Consider the following 18735-nt stretch of genomic DNA (forward strand, 5'->3'; position numbering starts at 1 on the left):
TCAGGCCGTTTCCGGTTCAGTCGGGCGCAGGACCAGCCACAGCAACGCGCCCCCAGCCAAAGTCAACAGCGGGATCATGGCAAGGTTGACGGCAGTCCACCCCTCAACCGGGGACCCGCCCGAACAGTTCATCAACCCGCCCGAGGACAAAGAGGCTAACGTCACACCGCCGAACACCAACAGGTCGTTCAGGCCCTGCATCCGACCGCGTTCATTTACGTCGTGTGAGGCGGCCAGCATCGTGGTTGCCCCGATAAAGCCGAAATTCCAGCCGACACCCAGCAAGATCAGGGCAATAAAGAAGTTTTCAAGTTCAACGCCTTGCAAGGCCACGATACCCGCACCGCCCAGAATGGCGAGGCCAAGCGCAACGATCTTTTCGACCCCGAAACGTGCGATCAACTGGCCGGTGAAGAAACTGGGAATATACATGGCCAACACGTGACCGGTTACCACATCCGCCGCATCATTCGCCGAGTATCCGCAGCCTACGACAGCCAGCGGGGTCGAAGTCATGACAAGGTTCATCAGCGCGTAGGACACCATCGCACAGATGACGGCCACGGCGATGCGCGGCGTCTTTAGCATCTCAAGCCGGGTTCTGCCCCTTGGTGTGCCTTTCTCGGCCATGTTGGGGGTTGGGGTGTCCAGAAAGAAGAACAGACCTGAACCAACAACGTTCAAAGCAATCACAGCCAGATAAGTACCGAGAAAAGGGATGACATATGCCGTCGAGGTAAGCTTGACGATCTGAGGCCCGATGATTGCTGCAACCAGACCGCCTGCCATAACGTAAGAAATTGCCTTGGGGCGAAACTCATCCGAGGCCGTGTCTGCAGCGGCAAAGCGATAGAAGCCGTGCGCGCTCATGTAGATGCCGGTCAGAAGGCTTCCAAAAAGAAACACTGGGAAAGACCCAAGGTACAGCCCATACGCGCCGACAAGCCCGCCTAGGGCACCGGCCGTTGCCCCCAAAAGAAAACCCGCGCGCCGGCCCCAGCGTTGCATGATCGCGGAGATCGGCGTAGCCGCCAGCATTGACCCCAGCACGATCAACGAAATCGGAAGTGTTGCCAGGCAAGCGTTGGTTGCCAGAGACTGCCCCGCCAATCCAGCGACGATAAAGATAATCGGCAGTTGCGCGCCAAGCACGGCTTGCACCGCGACCAGCACAGCGACGTTGCGCTTGGCCACACTATCATTTGGGGAAGAGGCGGTCATTGTCATGTGCCTATGCGTATCCGTGAAAAGCGTGGCATACAAGCGGGTTGCATATACGGCAAAGCAGCCTAACGTGCTCGTGATTATTCAGCCCCCGGAGCGCACATGTCCGTCGGACGTATCATAGAAACCAATGACTGTGTCAGCGAGGGTGCCGTGTGGCTGGCCAGCGCTTGCCCGCGTATGGCTTACGCGTTGAATCAGGTGGGGCCGTTGCCTCTGCGTCGGCGACCGGACGGATTCGCTCAACTGCTTAGCGCGATTGTCAGTCAGCAGGTCAGCGTGGCCTCGGCCAATGCGATCTGGACCCGGTTGAAGGACGCAAAACTGACCGGTCCGCGCAAGATTATGTGGGCCACGGATGACGACCTACGGGCAGTTGGGCTCAGCCGACAGAAAATACGCTATGCCCGCGCGCTGGCGGAGGCACGTATAGATTACAAAGCGTTGCGGGATGCTCCAAACGACGAAGTTGTCGCGATCCTTACCGAGGTTTCGGGCATTGGCGTCTGGACCGCCGAGATCTACGCGATGTTTTCGCTGGGCCGAGCGGATGTGATCGCGCCCGGTGATCTGGCCCTGCAAGAGGCCGCGCGTATTCTCTATGACCTGCCCAAGCGTCCAACCGACAAAGAACTGAGACAAATGGCCGAGGCGTGGTCGCCTTGGCGGTCGGTTGCGGCGCGGGTGCTGTGGGCCTATTACCGGGTGGCAAAGGAACGAGAAGGGATCAGATGACTCGAGTATTAAATGCGCTCCGAAAAGAGCCGGTTTCGGGCGACACGCGCTCGGTCGTGGTATTTGTGCATGGTTATGGGGCCAATGGCGCAGACCTGCTGGGGATCGCGGATGTACTGGGCGAACACCTGCCCGACACGCTTTTCGTGGCGCCTGATGCACCGGAACAAATCCCGGGAATGCCGAATGGTTACCAGTGGTTCCCGATCCCGTGGATTGACGGATCGTCCGAGGAAGAAGCACGGCGCGGAATGGCGATGGCGGTTGAGGATTTCAACGCGTTTCTCGATGCGCTGATGGTGGACGAGGACGTTCTGCCCGAACAGGTGGTTCTGTTTGGGTTTTCGCAAGGCACGATGATGAGTTTGTATGTCGCCCCCCGCCGCGAAGACCCGGTGGCCGGGATCGTAGCCTTCTCGGGCCGTTTGCTGGAGCCAGACCTACTACCCGATGAAACCGTCAGCCGGATGCCGATCCTTCTGGTACATGGAGATGCGGATGACGTGGTTCCACCGCAATCCTTGCCCGAGGCGGCCGAGGCGTTGCAGGCCGCCGATTTCAAAGAGGTCTTCGCCCATGTCATGAAAGGCACTGGTCACGGTATCGCACCCGACGGCCTCAGCGTTGCGCTGGCGTTTATGCGCGACAAGCTGAGCCTCTGACCCCGTGATCGCGGTCCGTCCGATGATGCGAGAGGACGTGGCAGTTGCCTGCCATGTCCTCAACCAAATCATAGACATCGGCGGCACGACCGCACATGAAATCCCGTATTCCGAGGCCTTATTCACGCAAAGCTACTTGGATGGGCCGGACAAGATTTGTTGCCATGTCGCGCTTGATGAACAGGGTGAAGTCGCCGGCTTTCAATGGTTGGGTTTGAACGAAGCTCTGCCAAACGGATGCGCCGACATCGCCACATTCACGCGCCGAGAGCCTCTGTTGAAGGGTGCAGGGCGGGCGTTGTTTGCCGAGACTTCGAAACATGCCGGGGCGCTCGGGCTGCGGGAGATCAACGCGACGATAAGGGCCGATAACCGGCAGGGGTTAAGCTATTACGAAAAAATGGGGTTTCAGGATTACTCGGTCTCTTATGGTGTTCCTCTTAGGGACGGTACCCCGGTGGATCGGATTTCCAAACGGTTTGAATTGAGAAAGGGCTAAGAATGCTGGTTGTCACAGGAACGGTTGAAGTTGCGCCGGAAGGTGTTGAAAAGGCTGAGAAAGCGGCTTTGGAAATGGTGGCGGAAACGGTCAAGGAAGCAGGCTGCATCACCTATGAGTTCAGTCAGGTCCTAGGCCACACCAACCGGTTCCGCGTGTATGAGGAATGGGAAAGCCAAGCTGCACTCGAGGCGCACTTTGCCGCTCCGCATATGGCCGCGTTTCGGGCGGCATTGGGCGAAGCAGGGGTGACGTCTAGCGATATCTGCCGCATCGTCGGGGGCGAAAAGCAACCCCTTCGCTAAGTCTAGCCCCAAAGGTGAGGTTCGGCGAATTCCACCGAGTTTCCAGCCGGGTCACGGATATAGAGTGAGCGCGCGCCATTCGGCCAGTCGAACTCGGCCTCAATGGGTACGTTCCAGTCCAGCAGATGTTTGCGCATCACTTGTATCTGCGCGCGTGGCATGGACAGGCAGACATGCCCGGGCCCGCGTGCCCCGTGGGGCGGAACAGGAAGGTCCAGGTTCGTTGGGGCCTTTTCAGTTTCATCCGCATTGAAGATCAGCAAAACCGTTGCACCGAGGCGGTAGAAAACATGGCGGTCGGTGACACGTTGAATTTTCTCCAGCCCCAATATTTCGCCATAGAACCGTTCTGCTGAATCCAGATCATCGACGTAAAGTGCGGCCTCCAGAACACCTTGTGCTCTTGGTATGTCTGGTGTGACTTTCATGGCGTAAGTCTATCACAAAACGCGGTTTTTGTCACCGGCGCGGGCGGCGGTCCCGTTTGCGCTGAGGCGCGACATCGATGGCAGGTGCAGGCAGGCTGTCCCATTGGCCCGGTTCCAGCCCGTCAAGTGTCCAGTCTCCGATGCGGGCCCGGATTAGGCGCAGGGTTGGGTGGCCAACCGCGGCCGTCATCCGGCGGACCTGCCGGTTCTTACCCTCGCGCAGGGTCAATTCGATCCAGCAATCAGGCACTGTCTGACGAACCCGTATCGGAGGTGTGCGCGGCCACAGCCGGTCGGGTTCATCCATCAGGCGTGCCTTTGCAGGGCGGGTCAAACCGTCCTTCAGTTCGACCCCGTTCCTCAGCGCCTTCAGCGCGGAAGCATCGGGCAGACCTTCAACCTGAACCCAATAGGTTTTTAGCATCTTGTGCTGCGGGTCAGATATCTGCGCCTGCAACCGGCCATTGTCGGTCAGCAGCATCAACCCTTCGCTATCGCGATCCAATCGTCCGGCGGGATAAACGCCGGGTAAATCAATGAAGTCAGACAAGGTGCTGCGCGGCGAATCTGCATTGGCGCGATCGGTGAACTGCGGCAACACGTCGAAAGGTTTGTTGAAGCGGATGAACCAGGACATAAGTCACGCCATAGCCCGAGCGACACAGGCAACGCAACCTGTGGATAACTGTCACGTGCCTGTTACTTAGGCAGCTTACCCCATGCCCGAGATATTGTGGAAACTCAGGGCTTGTCAGAGTTTTAACACGATATATAGTTGAGTTAAGGCCGGGGCGGGTGTTCCCCGCTCTGATGTCAAAACGGGCAGAGCAGAGCGAGGAGCGATTCTGATATGGATGGAGACTTCAGAACCGAATTTGTCAGGGAACCCGGTGCGCTAAAGCATCATCCGGCATTGGTTTTGAACGCCGATTACCGCCCCTTGTCCTATTACCCACTGTCATTGTGGCCCTGGCAGGAGGCGATCAAGGCGGCCTGGCTTGACCGGGTGGACATCGTCGCAGAATATGACGAAGTCGTGCGAAGCCCGAGTACCGAGATACGAATACCCTCGGTCGTTGTCCTCAAAGATTATGTAAAACCCAGAAAGCGCGTGGCCTTCACGCGCTTTAATTTATTTCTGAGGGATGAGTTCCGTTGCCAATACTGCGGCGCACGCGGAGACCTGACGTTTGACCACGTCGTCCCCCGCGCGGCAGGTGGCGTGACAAGTTGGCAAAACGTTGTGGCAGCGTGCAGCCCCTGCAACTTGAAGAAGGGGTCAAAATCGTTGCGTCAGGCCGGGATGGCGTTGCGCAAGCCCCCACGTCAACCGGACGCCGAGGCGCTTCGGAATATCGGTCGGAAATTCCCGCCAAACCACCTGCACGATAGCTGGATTGATTTTCTGTACTGGGATGCAGAATTAGATGAGTTTTAATCGCTGGCGCGTCGCGCTGCGAGCCAGATCATAACCAGCACAGCCGAGATAGCCGCATTCCAGCCGGCCATGGATAAACCCAGAAACTCCCACGGGATGTCGTCACAGCGTACCAATGGGGCAGACATGATCTGGTCCATCAGTTCTTGTGTGGACAGGCCTCCAATGTCTCCTGAAGTGCAGCTTGACGGGCCTTCCCACCATTTCTGCTCTACGCCTGCGTGAAAAACGCCAATGGCGGCGGTTGTCATCGCTGCAAGAGCGCCCAATACCGGAAGCAACGTGTTACGGGGCAGGGCTAGCGCCAATACACCAATCAAAACGACCGCCCCATGCGGGTATCGCTGCCAGATGCACATCTTGCAGGGCGGCAGTCCACCCAAATACTGAAAACCCCAGGCCCCAAGTAAAAGCGCAGCAGAGCCTCCGGCGGCGATCAGGACATAAAGGTTTCGACGCGTCATAGGTACTTCACCGCAATAAACCCGCCAAACAGCAGGATGATAAACAGCGTGAACATGAGGCCAAGGCGCTTTTCGATAAAGGCGCGAATGGGTTCCCCGAATCCCCATAGCAGCCCTGCCACAACGTAAAAGCGCAAAGCACGCGCCAGAATAGACGTCGCGACGAAGGTGCCAAAGGGCATACCGGTCCACCCGGACATGATCGTAACGACCTTGTAGGGAAACGGAGTCACTCCCGCGCCGAGAACGGCCCAGAATCCGAAATCGTTGAATCGCGTGTTGAATTCCTCCATGGCGTGCGCCTTGCCCATGGATTCCAGAATGGGCTGTCCAATGCTTTCATAGAAAAACGCACCAATGGCATAACCCAGCAATCCGCCCAATACCGAAGCAACCAAGGCAACGGTCGCGATCAACCATGCGCGTGACGGTCGGGCGATGATCATTGGAATCATCAGTACGTCGGGGGGAATCGGAAAAAACGAGCTTTCGATAAAGGCAACCACGGCCAGCGCCCACAGCGCGTGCGGATGTTCGGCCAGACGAATGGTCCAGTCATAAAGCGATCGCAACATTAGGTGCTAAAATCCTGTTGGTTTGATGTTCAAGCAAAATCACGGGCCAGATGTGTCGTCAACCTACCGGAGGAAAACAATCTGGCGTTGGGGTGTTTTTTGCCTCTGGACGTTCCGGTTCTTGGGCGATAATTCAGTGTCCGTGGCCCAAGTGGCGGAATGGTAGACGCAGGGGATTCAAAATCCCCCGCCTTCACGGGCGTGAGAGTTCGAGTCTCTCCTTGGGCACCACAATTCCGATTTCGACGTTTGTGAATTTGTTGCGCAATGCGGCAGCCATATTTTTGGCGCTTTGAGGCAAGCGATTTCCGCCGATGCGTTTGGTCCGTCCGTCCAGTCGGCTGTCTACTTGGTGGTTTCGTGCACGTTACCCGCGGCGATACAGCCTCCATTCAAGATCATATGACGGATAGCGGATTTTCGCGTCAGGGTGCAGCATTCGAAGGAGCTTAACAGGTATCTTGCTGCCAAGAAGATGTTCCAACAACGACGCAGCGTGCCCTGCGGATATGTATTTCTTTGGTTTGCCGCTATCCATCACCGAAAAAGAATGACGCCGCATCAGTGTATCAAGCCCGGATCGCGTAAACCAATGCAGGACGCTTGGGGGCGAATACTCGTGCCAACGCTTGCCCATCAAACGTGCCATCCAACTGTCCAGACGCCAGTATTCAATCACGCAAATACCGCCTGGCCGCGTCAAATCCGCGACCGATTTCATGGCCTTGGGCAGGTCGTGAAAGTGGCCGATAACCTGTATCAAACTGACGGCATCGAAAGGTTCCAGTCCTTTGCAGTCTTCAAGGCTTCCCTGCAGCGCGTTCAGACCCAGCGTGTCCCGAGCGTGCGAAACCATCGTCTGGTTGGGGTCCAGGCCTGTCGTCGCCCAGCCTGCATCCTCCATCCCGGCTTGAAGAAAGCCTGCGGCACTACCAACCTCAAGAAGCCGCCCATTTTTTGAATGGCGGGACAGGAGTTCTCCGTACCGTCGGCCTTGGTCTCGCAACAACTGAGCCTCGCTCAGGTAATCGGAATACCCAGCGCCACCACCAAAAAAATAGCTATCGTCATAAACTGATGCAACGTGGTCCTGATCAAACAAGCCTGCAACCGAGCGGTTTCCGCAGGCCGGGCATTGCATAATTGAGTGTCCGTTTTTGGCGAATGCAAATTCGGTTCTATTTTCACAGGCCGGGCAAATTGAGCTTTGGCCTGTTTTTAATTCACGTGCATGGTTCACTCGGCAAATCCCGCCGCAATTGTTCAAATCGGTCTTCAACATGTCGCAAATCTGTGCGCGATCGTCAAAATTAAAGGCGTATGGATTGAATGATCGCCAATTAAATTGATATCAAGTCGCACTTAATTCGGGCGCGTTGACGGCTGATTGAAAGTCAGATCTTTGTGATGGTTGACGGGATAAATTGGGCGTCAATATTTCCAAAATAGCTATAATTGTTTCTCTTTCGTGGACACTTTTTTTGTCGTTCAGTTTCCCTTTCGCCTTGCCCTAAATTGTTAAAAAGACTGGATGCTCGGGGGCGAATTCAGGCCGTTTTAAACGAATCGGTTGACAATTCTGCATCCCATAACGGACTTTGAATGTGGGGGCAGGCAATTTTTGCGAGTAAAAATCTCGCGACTATTCATAGCAGAGCAGTACGAAAAGTATTGTGACTTGGGCGGAATTTTACGCCCGGGGTAATGATGAATAGTGGGGTGTTTGGTTTGTGTGAATTTGGTTATTTGTGCGCTCGAATGGGCGCAGTTTTCGGCGCTGTTTAAGCGTTATGGGGAACCCTCATTCGGAAAATAGGTCTGAACAAAAGGTGTTTGGAAAAGCACCTTTGGGTCGGCGTTCGGGCAGACAATCACGTCGTGCGGCGTTGAAAGTCATGTTGGTTTTTGGAACGCGCCCGGAATTAATCAAGATGCTGCCGATTATTCGCGAAGCGGGTGAGCGTGAAGATGTTGAGCTGATTACAGTGATGACGTCCCAGCACACTGACCTTGTGCGGTCTCTGGCTAAAGAATGGGCAATCCCCGTTGATTACGACCTTGAAGTCATGAAGCACGCGCAGTCATTGAATGACGTGATTTCTCGGGTTGTTGGACGGATTGATCGCGTTCTGGAGGAAGAGAAGCCAGATGTGGTTCTTGTTCAGGGTGACACCTCAAGCGCGTTTGGCAGTGCTTTGGCTGCGTGGCAGCGACAGATACCTGTTGGTCATGTCGAGGCTGGACTGCGGACTGCGAGTATCGATTCTCCGTTCCCCGAAGAGGCGAACAGGAGGCTGATTTCCCGCATAGCCAGTTTTCATTTCGCACCAACCCTAAGCAATAAAAACGCGTTGCTGGCCGAGAAAGTACCAGCGCAGGGGGTTTTCCTGACTGGCAATACGGTGGTGGACTCGATCAGGCATGTAATGGGGCAAAGGCGTCCCTCCAAGCCTGTTGCGTCGTTGATATCCAGCCTTAAGGGGCGTCGAATTATTGTGTTGACGACGCATAGAAGAGAGAGCTTTGGGTCCGTTATGTGCGATCGCCTTAAGGTCTTGCGCCGCTATGTCGAAGAACGGCCAGACATCAGCCTTGTGTTCCCGGTCCACCCCAACCCGCAGGTCAAGAATGTAGCGCGCGCCGAGTTATCCGGGTCCGATCAGATTCACTTGGTTGAGCCTTTGGCCTATCCGGATTTCCTGCACGTGCTGGCGGCCTCGTGGGTTATTCTGTCAGATTCAGGAGGCATTCAGGAAGAGGCACCAAGCCTTGGGAAGCCGCTGCTGATTTTGCGCGACGAAACAGAACGTTCGGAAGCCGTGAGCTGCGGGATCGCGCGGCTTGTCGGTCAATCGGCGCAACGCCTGCAGGAAGAACTTCTGGAGCTTGATTGCCCCAAAAGTTGGGCCACAAAGGTCGGAGAAGTTGAAAACCCATTTGGCCGGGGAAACAGCGCAGCCAGGATATTGGACATCCTGCAAAAAAGGCAGACGGTGGCGCGAGCCGTTGAATTGGCTACTGCGGGGACGGTGCAATGACGGGCATGTCCGATCCCACTCCGGCGGACAATCAGCGCGCACAAAGTGGGGCGGATACCTTCCTTGATCACCAGTCCTTGACCGTGGTCGCACCGTGTTTCAACGAGGAAGAGGGGCTGCATTATTTGGCAGAGAAGCTTGCCAAATTGCAGACGAACCTTGGTTCGCAAGTGGTTCTGTCGATCGTTCTGGTCGATGACGGAAGCACTGACAACACGTGGGATGTAATGCACGACCTGTTCGGGCGTTCGCCGAACGTTACCTGCCTGCGTCATAAGGAAAATCTTGGGATCATGGCGGCGACGGCCACCGGGATAGCGGCATCGACAGACGAGGCGGTCGCGGTCATCGACAGCGATTGTTCTTACGATCCGGCGCTTATTTCCAAGATGCTGCCCTTGCTGAAAGAAGACACGTCGATCGTGACGGCATCACCGTACCATCCGCAGGGACAAGTGGAAGGTGTACCAGAATGGCGTCTGTTTTTGTCCAAGGGCGCGTCTTGGGGTTATCGGCAGTTGCTTCGGAACAATCTGGCTACGTACACGTCGTGCTTTCGCCTGTATCGGAAAAGCTCGGTTGTATCTTTACCCCGCCGGCATGACGGGTTTTCCGGTGTGGCCGAGGTTCTTGCTTTGCTGGACCGCCGTGGGTGGCGCATTGATGAGGTTCCGGCCGTTTTGACAACACGCAAATACGGGCAGTCCAAGCTGAAGCTGATGCGGGTGGTTCGCGATCACCTGTCCTTGATGTCCAGTATCGCAGTCGGAAAGATTTTTTTTAACCGTATCCCCCCGCAGGAAGTTTCTGCGGGCCCTCAAGTTCGTGGAGAAAGAGATTAATGACGAGTACATCTGTTCCCGATTTCCCTTCAGATCAGGATGCTAGCGGTCGCCAGTTGGGTGAAGAAGAAATCGTGGCCCTGACGTCCGCAATTCGCTCTGGTACGCTTACGTCGACCAAAGGTCATTTCGTAAAAGAGTTTCAGTCCAAATTCGCCCAATCCATCGGGGCTGTGTTCGGGTATGCCTGCAGTTCGGGTACAGGGGCGATCCATGCCGCGGTTTCCGCAATTGACCCAAGTCCCGGCGACGAGATCGTCACGTCGGCGATCACCGATATGGGTGCGATAACCCCGATCCTGTACCAGACCGCCATACCTGTTTTTGCGGATGTCGACCCGATCACGGGAAACCTGACCGCGGAAACGATTGAGCGCGCGATTAGTGACCGCACGAAAGCCATCATCGTCACGCACCTTTTTGGGTATCCCGCAGACATGCCGGCGATTTGCGCTGTTGCCCGTCAGCATGGAATTCCAGTGATTGAAGACTGCGCGCAAGCGTATGGCGCAACCATAGACGGTCGTCATGTCGGGACATTTGGCGACATCGGGTGCTTTAGCCTTCAGCAAGGTAAACACATCACGACCGGCGAAGGTGGAATTGTAACGTCCAACGACGAAGGTCTTGCCCGGCGCATACGGTTGTTTATCGACAAGGCGTGGGGTTACGGGGATCCAAAGCCGGACCATTATTTTGTCGCGCTGAACGGGAGGATGACCGAACTTCAAGGCGCGGTGGCGCTTGCTCAGTTCGCCAAGCTTGATGATAGCGTACACCAGAGAAAAGCGATGGCCCAAAAGCTGACGGACGCGATATCTGGCCTGCCCATGCTGGTGGCTCCGTATTCGGATGACCAAACTGTTCACAGCTATTGGAAATATCCGCTGATCGTTCAGCCCGAAATTGGCGGCCCCGTTCGCGTTGCCGAGGCGTTGCGCGGATTTGGCATCAACTCGGCGCCACGATACATCCAGAAGCCCGCGTTTGAATGCGCCGTGATCCGTGATCAACAGACGTTCGGAGACAGCGGCTTTCCCTTTAACCTTGCCCGGCCCGAAGCTGTTGACTATGCGCCCGAGCGATTTGAGGGAACCTATTCTTTCCTTAACGATGTTCTCGTTCTGCCGTGGAACGAGCGTTACACCGACGAGCACGTCGATTACTTGGCACAACAGATTGCCGCTGTGTGTTCTGGCGTGCCGCATCTGGACGTGGCGGAGTAAAGCTGATGGTACGATTTGGTATTGTTGGGGCTGGCGCGATTGCAAAAGCATATGCCGAAGCACTGGAGCAGGCCGAAGGCGTCTGCCTGGCTGCCGTTGCAGATACGGTACCTGATGCCGCAAGTTCATTGGCCGATGGCCACGGCGCTGCGACGTTTGCGTCGCATCGGGAATTGGCGTTGTCAGGGCTGTGTGACGCGGTGATCGTATCCACACCGCCCGCGACCCATGAAGCTGTGGTTTTGGATCTGATTGAGGCGGGTTTACCCGTGCTCTGCGAAAAACCTTTTGCGATTAATGGTGTAAGTGCGCGCAGAATGGCGTCGGCGGCTGGTGAGAAAGGCATTCTGATCTCGATGGCGTCAAAGTTTCGCTATGTGGATGACGTTCAGATCGCGCGGGAAAAGGTGGCTGCGGGAGAGATTGGCGAACTCAAACTGATCGAGAACGTCTTTACGGGCGTGGTGGACATGTCCGACCGGTGGAACGCGCAGCCTGAAATATCTGGCGGCGGCGTCTTGGTGGATAATGGCACGCATTGCGTGGATATAGTGCGCTTCTTCACGGGCGGTATTGTCGCCGCCTCTGCCATGGTGGGCCCAAGTCTTCAGGATATCAGTGTCGAAGACCACGTCTTCATGTCGCTCAGGACGGCAAACGGGGCTCTGGCCCAGATCGAAACGTCTTGGAGTTTCCACAAGGACAGTTCGGACTACTTGGCGTTGTACGGCGACGAAGGCGTCATTGAAGTCGGTTGGAAGTCCTCGCGCATACGGCGTCCTTTGACCGGACAGTGGGAAACCTTTGGCACCGGCTATGGAAAGGTGCCGGCATTCTCCAATCAGGTCTTGGATTTTGCAGCCGGAGTTCGCGGAGAACCAACCAAAAGCCTTGCGACAGGGCGGGATATTCTGGCGTCAGTGGACGTGATATCCGCCGGTTACACATCGATTGCAGAAGGCGGCAGATGGGTTGATGTTGACGGCGTTGCCACCATCGACAGGGTCATGCCCAAGAGTGTGGTGTCGTGACGCCCAGGATTCACCCAACGGCGATCGTCGAGAAGGGCGTAGAAATCGGCGCCGGCACATCGGTATGGGACAACGTTCATCTGCGCGGTCCCAGTAAGATCGGCAACAACTGCATTATTGGTGGCAAAAGCTATATCGCGTACGGGGTCGAAATCGGCGATTTCGTAAAGATAAACTCGTTTGTCTACATTCCGAATGCCGTCAAGGTCGGGAATGGCGTGATGATTTCTGCGGGCACTATTTTTACCAATGACATCACACCGCGTGCCACTGACCCCGACATCACACAGCTTTTGGATTCCGGTCCGCAGGATAGTACGCTCCCGACCTTTGTTGGGGACGGTGTCACCATCGGAGCGGGCAGCAGAATCTCTGGCGGGATAACAATTGCTGAGTTCGCAATGGTAGGAATGGGATCGGTTGTCACCAAAGACGTGGGCGCGTTCCATCTGGTATTTGGTAACCCGGCCCGGCTGAAGGGGGCTGTTTGCAAATGCGGCCACGTTTTGGTCCGTGGAAGCCTTGAAGGGCAGGGAAGGGTGACCTGCCCAAAGTGCGACCGGCAATACAGTTATCAAGACGGGGTCGTTTCGTCCGAGTTGGAAAGCGTGTCATGACTGTTGGGCAGGCGGATACGTGGGCGGTCCTTGGCGGGGGGATTTTGGGTCAGGCACTGGCGCTTCGGTTGCAGAAAGCCGGTAAGCGCGTGACCCTGATTGAAGCCGCGCCAGAGTTGGGCGGTCTTGCAATGGCGCAGCAGGTCGGAGGTATCACCTACGACAAGTTCTATCACGTGATTTTGCCGTTTGATAAACGAACTCTCGCTCTGATCGATGACATAGGGTTGGGGGACGACGTTGAATGGAGGTCAACGCGAACAGGTTTTTTCAGCGACGGACGGCTGATGCCGCTGAACGGGGCACTCGACTATCTGCGCCTCAGATCAATTGGTTTGGTGACCAAGATGCGGGTTGCCTATCTGTTGATGGCGGCTGGACGGATCAGGGATGGGGCTCCGCTTGAGCAGATCGGCGTTCAAGAGTGGTTAACCCGCTGGTGTGGACAGGCTGGGTTTGAACGGCTCTGGCGGCCGCTACTCAGGGCAAAGTTGGGTGATAATGCATCGCGGGCATCGGCGGCGTTCATTTGGTCAAGCATACGCCGTTTGTACCTTGCGCGGCAGGGTGTTCAAAAAGTTGAACAGCTTGGTTTTGTAAAGAATGGTGGCTATGCCCGTATCCTGAACGCCCTTCGCGATACGTTGACCGCAAGAGGGATCGAGGTGCAAACCAACACCCCCGTAAGCCGGGTTTTTGGTTCCGCCGCAGGTGTTTGCGTCGAAACCCCATCCGGCAGGCAGGTATTCCAAAATGTTGTCTCGACACTTCCGACAAAAGCAAATCTGGCAGTGTGCGAGGGGCTGAATGCCGAGGAGAAAAACCGTCTGGATGGGGTGGTTTACCAAGGCATAATTTGCGCGTCCGTTGTGCTGAATCGACCGCTGGCCGGTTATTATCTGACCTACCTGACAGACGAGGCGCTGCCTTTCACAGGCATCGTTGAAATGTCTGCTTTGACGGGCACCGATGCGTTTGACGGCAAAACCCTGGTCTATTTACCGCGTTACGTCACGCAGGATGATCCGTATTGGGCCCAAAGCGATGAAGGGATCGCGCTGCAATTTATTGACGCGCTGCGAAAGGTGCATCCGGACGTCGCAAGCACCGATGTTCTGGACATAAAAGTATCAAGAGTACGCGAGGTGATGGCCGTGCCAACCATTGGGTATCGTGAGAACGCTCCGCAATCGGTGACTTCGGTGCCTGGCCTTTACTTTGTGAACTCGGCCCAGATCATTGACGGGACGTTGAACGTCGATGCGACACTGGGCGTCTTAGACGAGGCCATGGCGAAACTCGAACTGGGCCGCACCACAGCCGAGGCGAGGCCAGCAGCATGACAAAGAAGCTCGCAAGCCTGTCGCTCGATCTTGATAACCTGTGGTCCTACATGAAAACGCATGGCGATCCGGGATGGCAGGATTTTCCCGGATATTTGGACGTTGTCGTGCCGCGGTTTCTGGACATGCTTGACGAGCTTTCCATAAGCATGACGGTTTTCATTGTCGGGCAGGATGCGGTGATCAAGGAAAACAAGCCGATCCTAAAATCCATCGCCGATGCAGGTCACGAGATCGCCAATCACTCATTCAACCATGAACCTTGGTTGCACCTTTATTCCCCCGAGGAGATCGGTAAGGAAATCGAACGCGCGGAAGAGGCGATCCACTCTGCTACAGGCGTTACGCCCAAGGGGTTCCGGGGTCCGGGTTACAGTTTGTCAGAAACCGTTTTGGATGTACTGAAACAACGTGGGTATGACTATGACTGCTCGACCTTTCCCACGATCGTCGGCCCTCTGGCGCGGGCTTATTATTTTGCCAAGTCGCGCTTGTCATCAGATCAAAAGGAAAGACGAAAAGTCCTGTTCGGCGGGATAAAGGATGGCTTTCGACCCTTAAAACCCTATGCATGGGACCTGAACCGAGAGCGGATAGTCGAAATCCCAGTTTCGACTATGCCGTTTGCTCGAATACCGTTCCATTACAGTTATTTGCACTGGATCGCAGGCGCGTCCGAGGGGCTGGCTTCGGCCTATTATGCATCCGCTTTACGAGCTTGTGATGTGGCCGGTGTAGCCCCTTCGATGTTACTGCATCCGCTGGACTTCATGGGGGGGGATGACGTGCAGCAGTTGGCATTTTTCCCCGGTATGAACCAACCCTCTACTGAAAAGCTTGCCCGCATGAAGCGCTTCTTGTCCAAGCTGAACGCTGAGTATGACGTCACGACGATGGCTGGGCACGCGAAGACTCTGAATAGCACCGAGCTGCCTTTGCGAAGACCGGATTTCGCCGTCGAAGACACGGATGCCGTCGATTTGGCCCAAGAAACGAGCGCCACCCGATGATTGCGGCCCGGCATACTCAATCTTATCAGGCGCTGCTGAGAGTCAGCGTGTTCTGCATTCTCACTGTTTCCTATCTGGTGACTGCGCCTCAGTATCATACGACAGCAATCGACTCGTATTATTTCGCCGAGATTATCTCGCAACATGACCTTTTCGAGGCGCCGGTCCGGCTGTTGTTGTGGCTGTCTTCGATGCAGTTGCTTTACCAGATAGTTTCAATTTTTCAGGCCGAGCCCGATCCGTTTTTGATCCTGAGTATCGCCAACGCGATATTTGCTTCGCTTTCAGTCATCTTGCTTGAACGGTTGTTATCGCGACAATTCGCTGTGCCTTCACCTGCGTCTTGGCTTACCGCCATTACTTTCGGGGTCAGTTACGGCACATGGCGATACGCAACCGAGCTTGAGGTTTATCCCTCAGCGATGTTGTTCACGATAGTTCTGCTTACCTTGGCCTTCTCTTCGGCGGGGATGGTGCCCTCTGCGCGGTCAAAACGGATCTGGATCACTGCGATAGCGGGTGCAGTTGCTTCGTTTTTCTATCAGCCGTTGGGCATCGTCGCAGGCATAGCAATCCCGGTATTCTTCCTGTCCCGGCGGGTCTTGAAAGACCTTATTCAATACTGTGCAATCTACGGTCTGTTCTTGGCGGCGGGGTTTCTAAGCTTGGCACGCACCGGGGGATCTAGTGATCCGTTGCACACAATTTTAGATACGGACGGCAAAGTTGTTGTGCTGCCCGACATGGTCAGTCTTTCCGCTTCGGCGGTGGCGTTCTTTCAAAACCTGTTGTCGGCGAATTGGATGTTTGCGTTCCCACCAACACGGGACGTCATCGAAAGCAAGTTTGCGGACCATTTCATGCACGAGTTGGTCGCCACTGACCCGGCCTATTGGGGTTACCGCCTATTCCTTCTTACGATTCCGGCAGCATTGGTTTTGTTGCTTCTTGCAGTCGTTCGCGTTCTTAAGGCGCGTGAAAGACGCCCGCTGACCAGCCCTGAACTAAGTGCGATTTCGCTTTTGACCGTGCAGGCGCTTATGGTGCTGGGATTGCACCCCGAAGGTTTCGAAGCGTGGTTGCCAACGCTTGTGCCTGTATTCTTACTGTTGGGAAGTCGTATTTCCGGACCTCTGCAACGCTCTGGGCATGTGTCGGTACTTGTTTTAATTGTTGCGGTCTTTGGAGTTCATAACTGGTTTGCAGGCGTTGGAGTGTTTGCCAATGCAACGCGGGACTACAATCGCATACTGGCCGAACCCGCCATTACCCGCCTTGGCGAGAAGGACTTGGTTATCATTGGGGCCGACTGGCCGTTGTTTAAATATCTAAGTTATGTAGGCGCCGCCGATACGATTTTCGCCAAGGACACACAGACCGACGTCATTCTTAGTCGGCTGGAGGGTACCATGGATAGTGGTCATAAGGTCATGATCTACCCAGATGTCATTGCACCCTCTGCCTTGGCTCTGAAGCAAGCCAGTAATCTGACGGAAGTTTACTCAAAAATGCCCAAGCAAGCGATTGCCAAAGGCGAGAAGATTGAGTTCGGTGAACTTGGATACGGTCTGCTTTTGAGGAAAGAGTAAAAATTGAAACTGCTGGACAGGTCACCCGGTTGTCAGAAGCCCGACTCCAACAATAACAAAGGCAATTCCAAGTACCGCTTTCAAACCTATGGCCTCGCCAAAAAAGATCATCCCGACGCTTGAAATTCCGACGATAGAGAGGCTTGTCGCAAGCGTGTACGCGGTGCGCAAAGGAAGCCCGCGCAAAGCATATAGATAACTGAGTAAAAGCATGACACCCAACGTCAGTCCAACCCACAGCATCGGGTGCAGTGCGGCAGACAGCGTGGAAGACCACGAGCGGGATATCTCGGTTTCAACTGTAAATTTCTTGAAAGCAAAGTTCGCGCCAATATTCCCGCAAATCGCAAGCAACAAAGCTAACCAGTAACTCATCCGACAAAGCTCCGAAAATAAACTAAGTCTTCAAGTGCTAATCTGGAAGCGGTCTTAGGTCTAATGAAAAGTCGCGCGTGCGCGACCTGCGGTGCTTGCTGTAGTTCCGCGCAGTGTCGGACCCACTGTTTCCAAATAGACTGGTTGAGGCGCACGTTGACTTGCGGCGTCGTTCCGCTCACTGTTTGGGAAAAGAAGTAAAAGGTACATCCAGCAGTGTTTGTTGATCTGTTCAAAGACGGAGTTATTCAGAACTTCATGGCACCTTTGTTGCCATCGACAAGCCTGTTCTATCTCTATGTAGTTTCAGCGTTTATCATCTCGGCTGCGGTGTTTTTCTTCTTCGAAAGAAAAGAGGGCGAGCGCCGACCTGACGAGATCGAGAAGGGTCTTTTTGGGTATATTTTTGACCGAAAAGTCTGGCTTCACCCGTCTTCAAGGCAGGATTATTATTTCTTTATCGTAAACACTTTCATCTATTCTGGGATCATTGCCCACTTTATGATCTCGGGGCATATCGTGTTCAACGCATTCGGTAACGTGTTTGAGTCAGTGCTCGGACCGCGTCACGAGGCCCTATTCACGTTGTCCGTGTTCACGTCACTGGCCTATACTCTGGTGGCGGTCCTTGCGATTGATTTTGCCATTTTCCTAACCCATTACGTGCAGCATAAGTTTGCACCGTTGTGGCATTTCCATTCTGTTCATCACTCTGCCGAAGTGCTGAACATCGTAACTGTCTATCGTCAACACCCGGTCGACCTGTTCATTACGGGTACGTTCATGGTGGTTCTGACCGAGGTCGCTTTTGCGTTCTATGCCTATCTGACGATGTCCGAACCCGCGCAGCTTACGATCGGAGGGCTGAATGTTGTGCTCTTTGGATTTTACCTATTGGGGTACAATCTGAGGCATTCGCATATCTGGCTCAGTTATCCGCGCTGGCTGTCTTACATCTTCATCAGCCCGGCGCAGCACCAAACCCATCACTCGATTGACGAAAAGCACTTTGACAAAAACTTTGGCTTTATCTTCGCGATTTGGGATTGGTTGTTCGGCACGCTTTACGTTCCAAAAGGATACGAAAAGCTGGAATTTGGCATTTCACGCGCCGAACCCAACCCGTTTGGGTCGATCGTCGAGCTATATTTGAAACCCTTTCAATTGGCGTGGAAGGAAATCACGGGATCAAAGCTGTTCAGTCGCTTTGCAATGGGGTTCGGCGTGGCGGCTGTTTTGTGCGTGGTGTTCAGCGTCGCCTTCTAAGTTGTGCAACCGTGGATCACGGATCCGGGCGCTGGCTGAGCCAAATCAGAAAGCCTACATAGGCGAAC

The 18735-nt window shown here is 54.9% G+C and carries 21 protein-coding genes and 1 tRNA gene; 15 read left to right on the top strand and 7 right to left on the bottom strand.

From position 1 onward, the window contains the following. Positions 1-1227 carry an MFS transporter gene (locus tag GOV87_RS08075; RefSeq protein ID WP_171121531.1) on the bottom strand — a complete coding sequence of 409 codons (1227 nt, stop codon included), beginning with the start codon at positions 1225-1227 and terminating at the stop codon, positions 1-3. 99 nt (positions 1228-1326) lie between these two features. On the opposite strand from GOV87_RS08075, the gene GOV87_RS08080 reads away from it, so the two are divergent. From GOV87_RS08080 to GOV87_RS08095, 4 genes are read left to right on the top strand one after another with little or no spacing between them, the layout of a single operon-like run. Continuing rightward, entirely contained in the window at positions 1327-1959 is a 633-nt protein-coding gene (locus GOV87_RS08080; protein ID WP_171211426.1) for a DNA-3-methyladenine glycosylase, read from the top strand. After that, positions 1956-2621, top strand: coding sequence for an alpha/beta hydrolase (locus tag GOV87_RS08085; protein ID WP_171121529.1), 666 nt, complete (start codon positions 1956-1958; stop codon positions 2619-2621). The genes GOV87_RS08080 and GOV87_RS08085 overlap by 4 nt, the downstream gene beginning before the upstream one ends. Before the next feature lie 22 nt (positions 2622-2643). Next, on the top strand, positions 2644-3120 hold the full coding sequence (locus GOV87_RS08090) for a GNAT family N-acetyltransferase (RefSeq protein WP_171211427.1): 477 nt from the start codon (positions 2644-2646) through the stop codon (positions 3118-3120). 2 nt (positions 3121-3122) lie between these two features. After that, a complete protein-coding gene (locus GOV87_RS08095; RefSeq protein ID WP_171121527.1) occupies positions 3123-3425 on the top strand; it encodes a putative quinol monooxygenase in 303 nt (100 codons plus the stop codon). Positions 3426-3427: 2 nt separating this feature from the next. Here GOV87_RS08095 and GOV87_RS08100 read toward each other — a convergent pair whose 3' ends face one another. Then, positions 3428-3853: a VOC family protein gene (locus GOV87_RS08100; RefSeq protein ID WP_171121526.1), complete on the bottom strand. Its 426-nt coding sequence runs from the start codon at positions 3851-3853 to the stop codon at positions 3428-3430. 31 nt (positions 3854-3884) lie between these two features. Then, positions 3885-4490, bottom strand: a complete 606-nt coding sequence (locus GOV87_RS08105; RefSeq protein WP_171121525.1) for a pseudouridine synthase — start codon at positions 4488-4490, stop codon at positions 3885-3887. 213 nt (positions 4491-4703) lie between these two features. Between GOV87_RS08105 and GOV87_RS08110 the strand changes: the two genes are divergently transcribed. Then, positions 4704-5291, top strand: a complete 588-nt coding sequence (locus tag GOV87_RS08110; protein WP_171121524.1) for an HNH endonuclease — start codon at positions 4704-4706, stop codon at positions 5289-5291. Here the strand turns inward: GOV87_RS08110 and GOV87_RS08115 are convergent. Together GOV87_RS08115 and GOV87_RS08120 are read right to left on the bottom strand one after the other, a co-directional pair. Then, positions 5288-5755: a disulfide bond formation protein B gene (locus GOV87_RS08115; RefSeq protein ID WP_171211428.1), complete on the bottom strand. Its 468-nt coding sequence runs from the start codon at positions 5753-5755 to the stop codon at positions 5288-5290. The two genes, GOV87_RS08110 and GOV87_RS08115, sit on opposite strands and share 4 nt — an antisense overlap. Then, complete coding sequence (locus GOV87_RS08120; protein ID WP_171211429.1) at positions 5752-6330, bottom strand: YqaA family protein; 579 nt, start codon at positions 6328-6330, stop codon at positions 5752-5754. Before GOV87_RS08120 ends, GOV87_RS08115 begins: the two co-directional genes overlap by 4 nt. Before the next feature lie 145 nt (positions 6331-6475). On the opposite strand from GOV87_RS08120, the gene GOV87_RS08125 reads away from it, so the two are divergent. Further along, positions 6476-6561: transfer RNA gene (locus GOV87_RS08125), tRNA-Leu, on the top strand. Positions 6562-6697: 136 nt separating this feature from the next. Here GOV87_RS08125 and GOV87_RS08130 read toward each other — a convergent pair. Beyond that, positions 6698-7471 carry a bifunctional 2-polyprenyl-6-hydroxyphenol methylase/3-demethylubiquinol 3-O-methyltransferase UbiG gene (locus GOV87_RS08130; RefSeq protein ID WP_171211430.1) on the bottom strand — a complete coding sequence of 258 codons (774 nt, stop codon included), beginning with the start codon at positions 7469-7471 and terminating at the stop codon, positions 6698-6700. Positions 7472-8225: 754 nt separating this feature from the next. Here GOV87_RS08130 and wecB point away from each other — a divergent pair. From wecB to GOV87_RS08170, 8 genes are read left to right on the top strand one after another with little or no spacing between them, the layout of a single operon-like run. Beyond that, entirely contained in the window at positions 8226-9368 is a 1143-nt protein-coding gene (gene wecB / locus GOV87_RS08135) for a non-hydrolyzing UDP-N-acetylglucosamine 2-epimerase (RefSeq protein WP_171211431.1), read from the top strand. Further along, on the top strand, positions 9365-10210 hold the full coding sequence (locus GOV87_RS08140) for a glycosyltransferase family 2 protein (protein WP_171121517.1): 846 nt from the start codon (positions 9365-9367) through the stop codon (positions 10208-10210). Before wecB ends, GOV87_RS08140 begins: the two co-directional genes overlap by 4 nt. Further along, complete coding sequence (locus tag GOV87_RS08145; protein ID WP_171211432.1) at positions 10210-11436, top strand: DegT/DnrJ/EryC1/StrS aminotransferase family protein; 1227 nt, start codon at positions 10210-10212, stop codon at positions 11434-11436. The genes GOV87_RS08140 and GOV87_RS08145 overlap by 1 nt, the downstream gene beginning before the upstream one ends. 5 nt (positions 11437-11441) lie before the next feature. Then, positions 11442-12467, top strand: a complete 1026-nt coding sequence (locus GOV87_RS08150) for a Gfo/Idh/MocA family protein (protein WP_171211433.1) — start codon at positions 11442-11444, stop codon at positions 12465-12467. Beyond that, positions 12464-13084, top strand: a complete 621-nt coding sequence (locus tag GOV87_RS20655) for an acyltransferase (RefSeq protein WP_171211434.1) — start codon at positions 12464-12466, stop codon at positions 13082-13084. Before GOV87_RS08150 ends, GOV87_RS20655 begins: the two co-directional genes overlap by 4 nt. Then, entirely contained in the window at positions 13081-14427 is a 1347-nt protein-coding gene (locus GOV87_RS08160) for an FAD-dependent oxidoreductase (protein WP_171211435.1), read from the top strand. Before GOV87_RS20655 ends, GOV87_RS08160 begins: the two co-directional genes overlap by 4 nt. Continuing rightward, complete coding sequence (locus GOV87_RS08165; RefSeq protein WP_171211436.1) at positions 14424-15437, top strand: polysaccharide deacetylase family protein; 1014 nt, start codon at positions 14424-14426, stop codon at positions 15435-15437. The genes GOV87_RS08160 and GOV87_RS08165 overlap by 4 nt, the downstream gene beginning before the upstream one ends. Beyond that, entirely contained in the window at positions 15434-17026 is a 1593-nt protein-coding gene (locus tag GOV87_RS08170) for a DUF2723 domain-containing protein (RefSeq protein WP_171211437.1), read from the top strand. Before GOV87_RS08165 ends, GOV87_RS08170 begins: the two co-directional genes overlap by 4 nt. A 21-nt stretch (positions 17027-17047) precedes the next feature. On the opposite strand, the gene GOV87_RS08175 is transcribed toward GOV87_RS08170, so the two are convergent. Next, positions 17048-17401: a multidrug efflux SMR transporter gene (locus GOV87_RS08175; protein WP_171211438.1), complete on the bottom strand. Its 354-nt coding sequence runs from the start codon at positions 17399-17401 to the stop codon at positions 17048-17050. A 216-nt stretch (positions 17402-17617) separates the two neighbouring features. On the opposite strand from GOV87_RS08175, the gene GOV87_RS08180 reads away from it, so the two are divergent. Then, the gene (locus GOV87_RS08180) at positions 17618-18667 is read left to right on the top strand and encodes a sterol desaturase family protein (RefSeq protein ID WP_171211439.1); all 1050 of its coding nucleotides are present in this window, start codon (positions 17618-17620) and stop codon (positions 18665-18667) included. Positions 18668-18735: the final 68 nt, after the last annotated feature.

Origin of the sequence: Ruegeria sp. HKCCA5426 (genome assembly GCF_013034585.1) — a bacterium.
Lineage (GTDB): Bacteria > Pseudomonadota > Alphaproteobacteria > Rhodobacterales > Rhodobacteraceae > Ruegeria.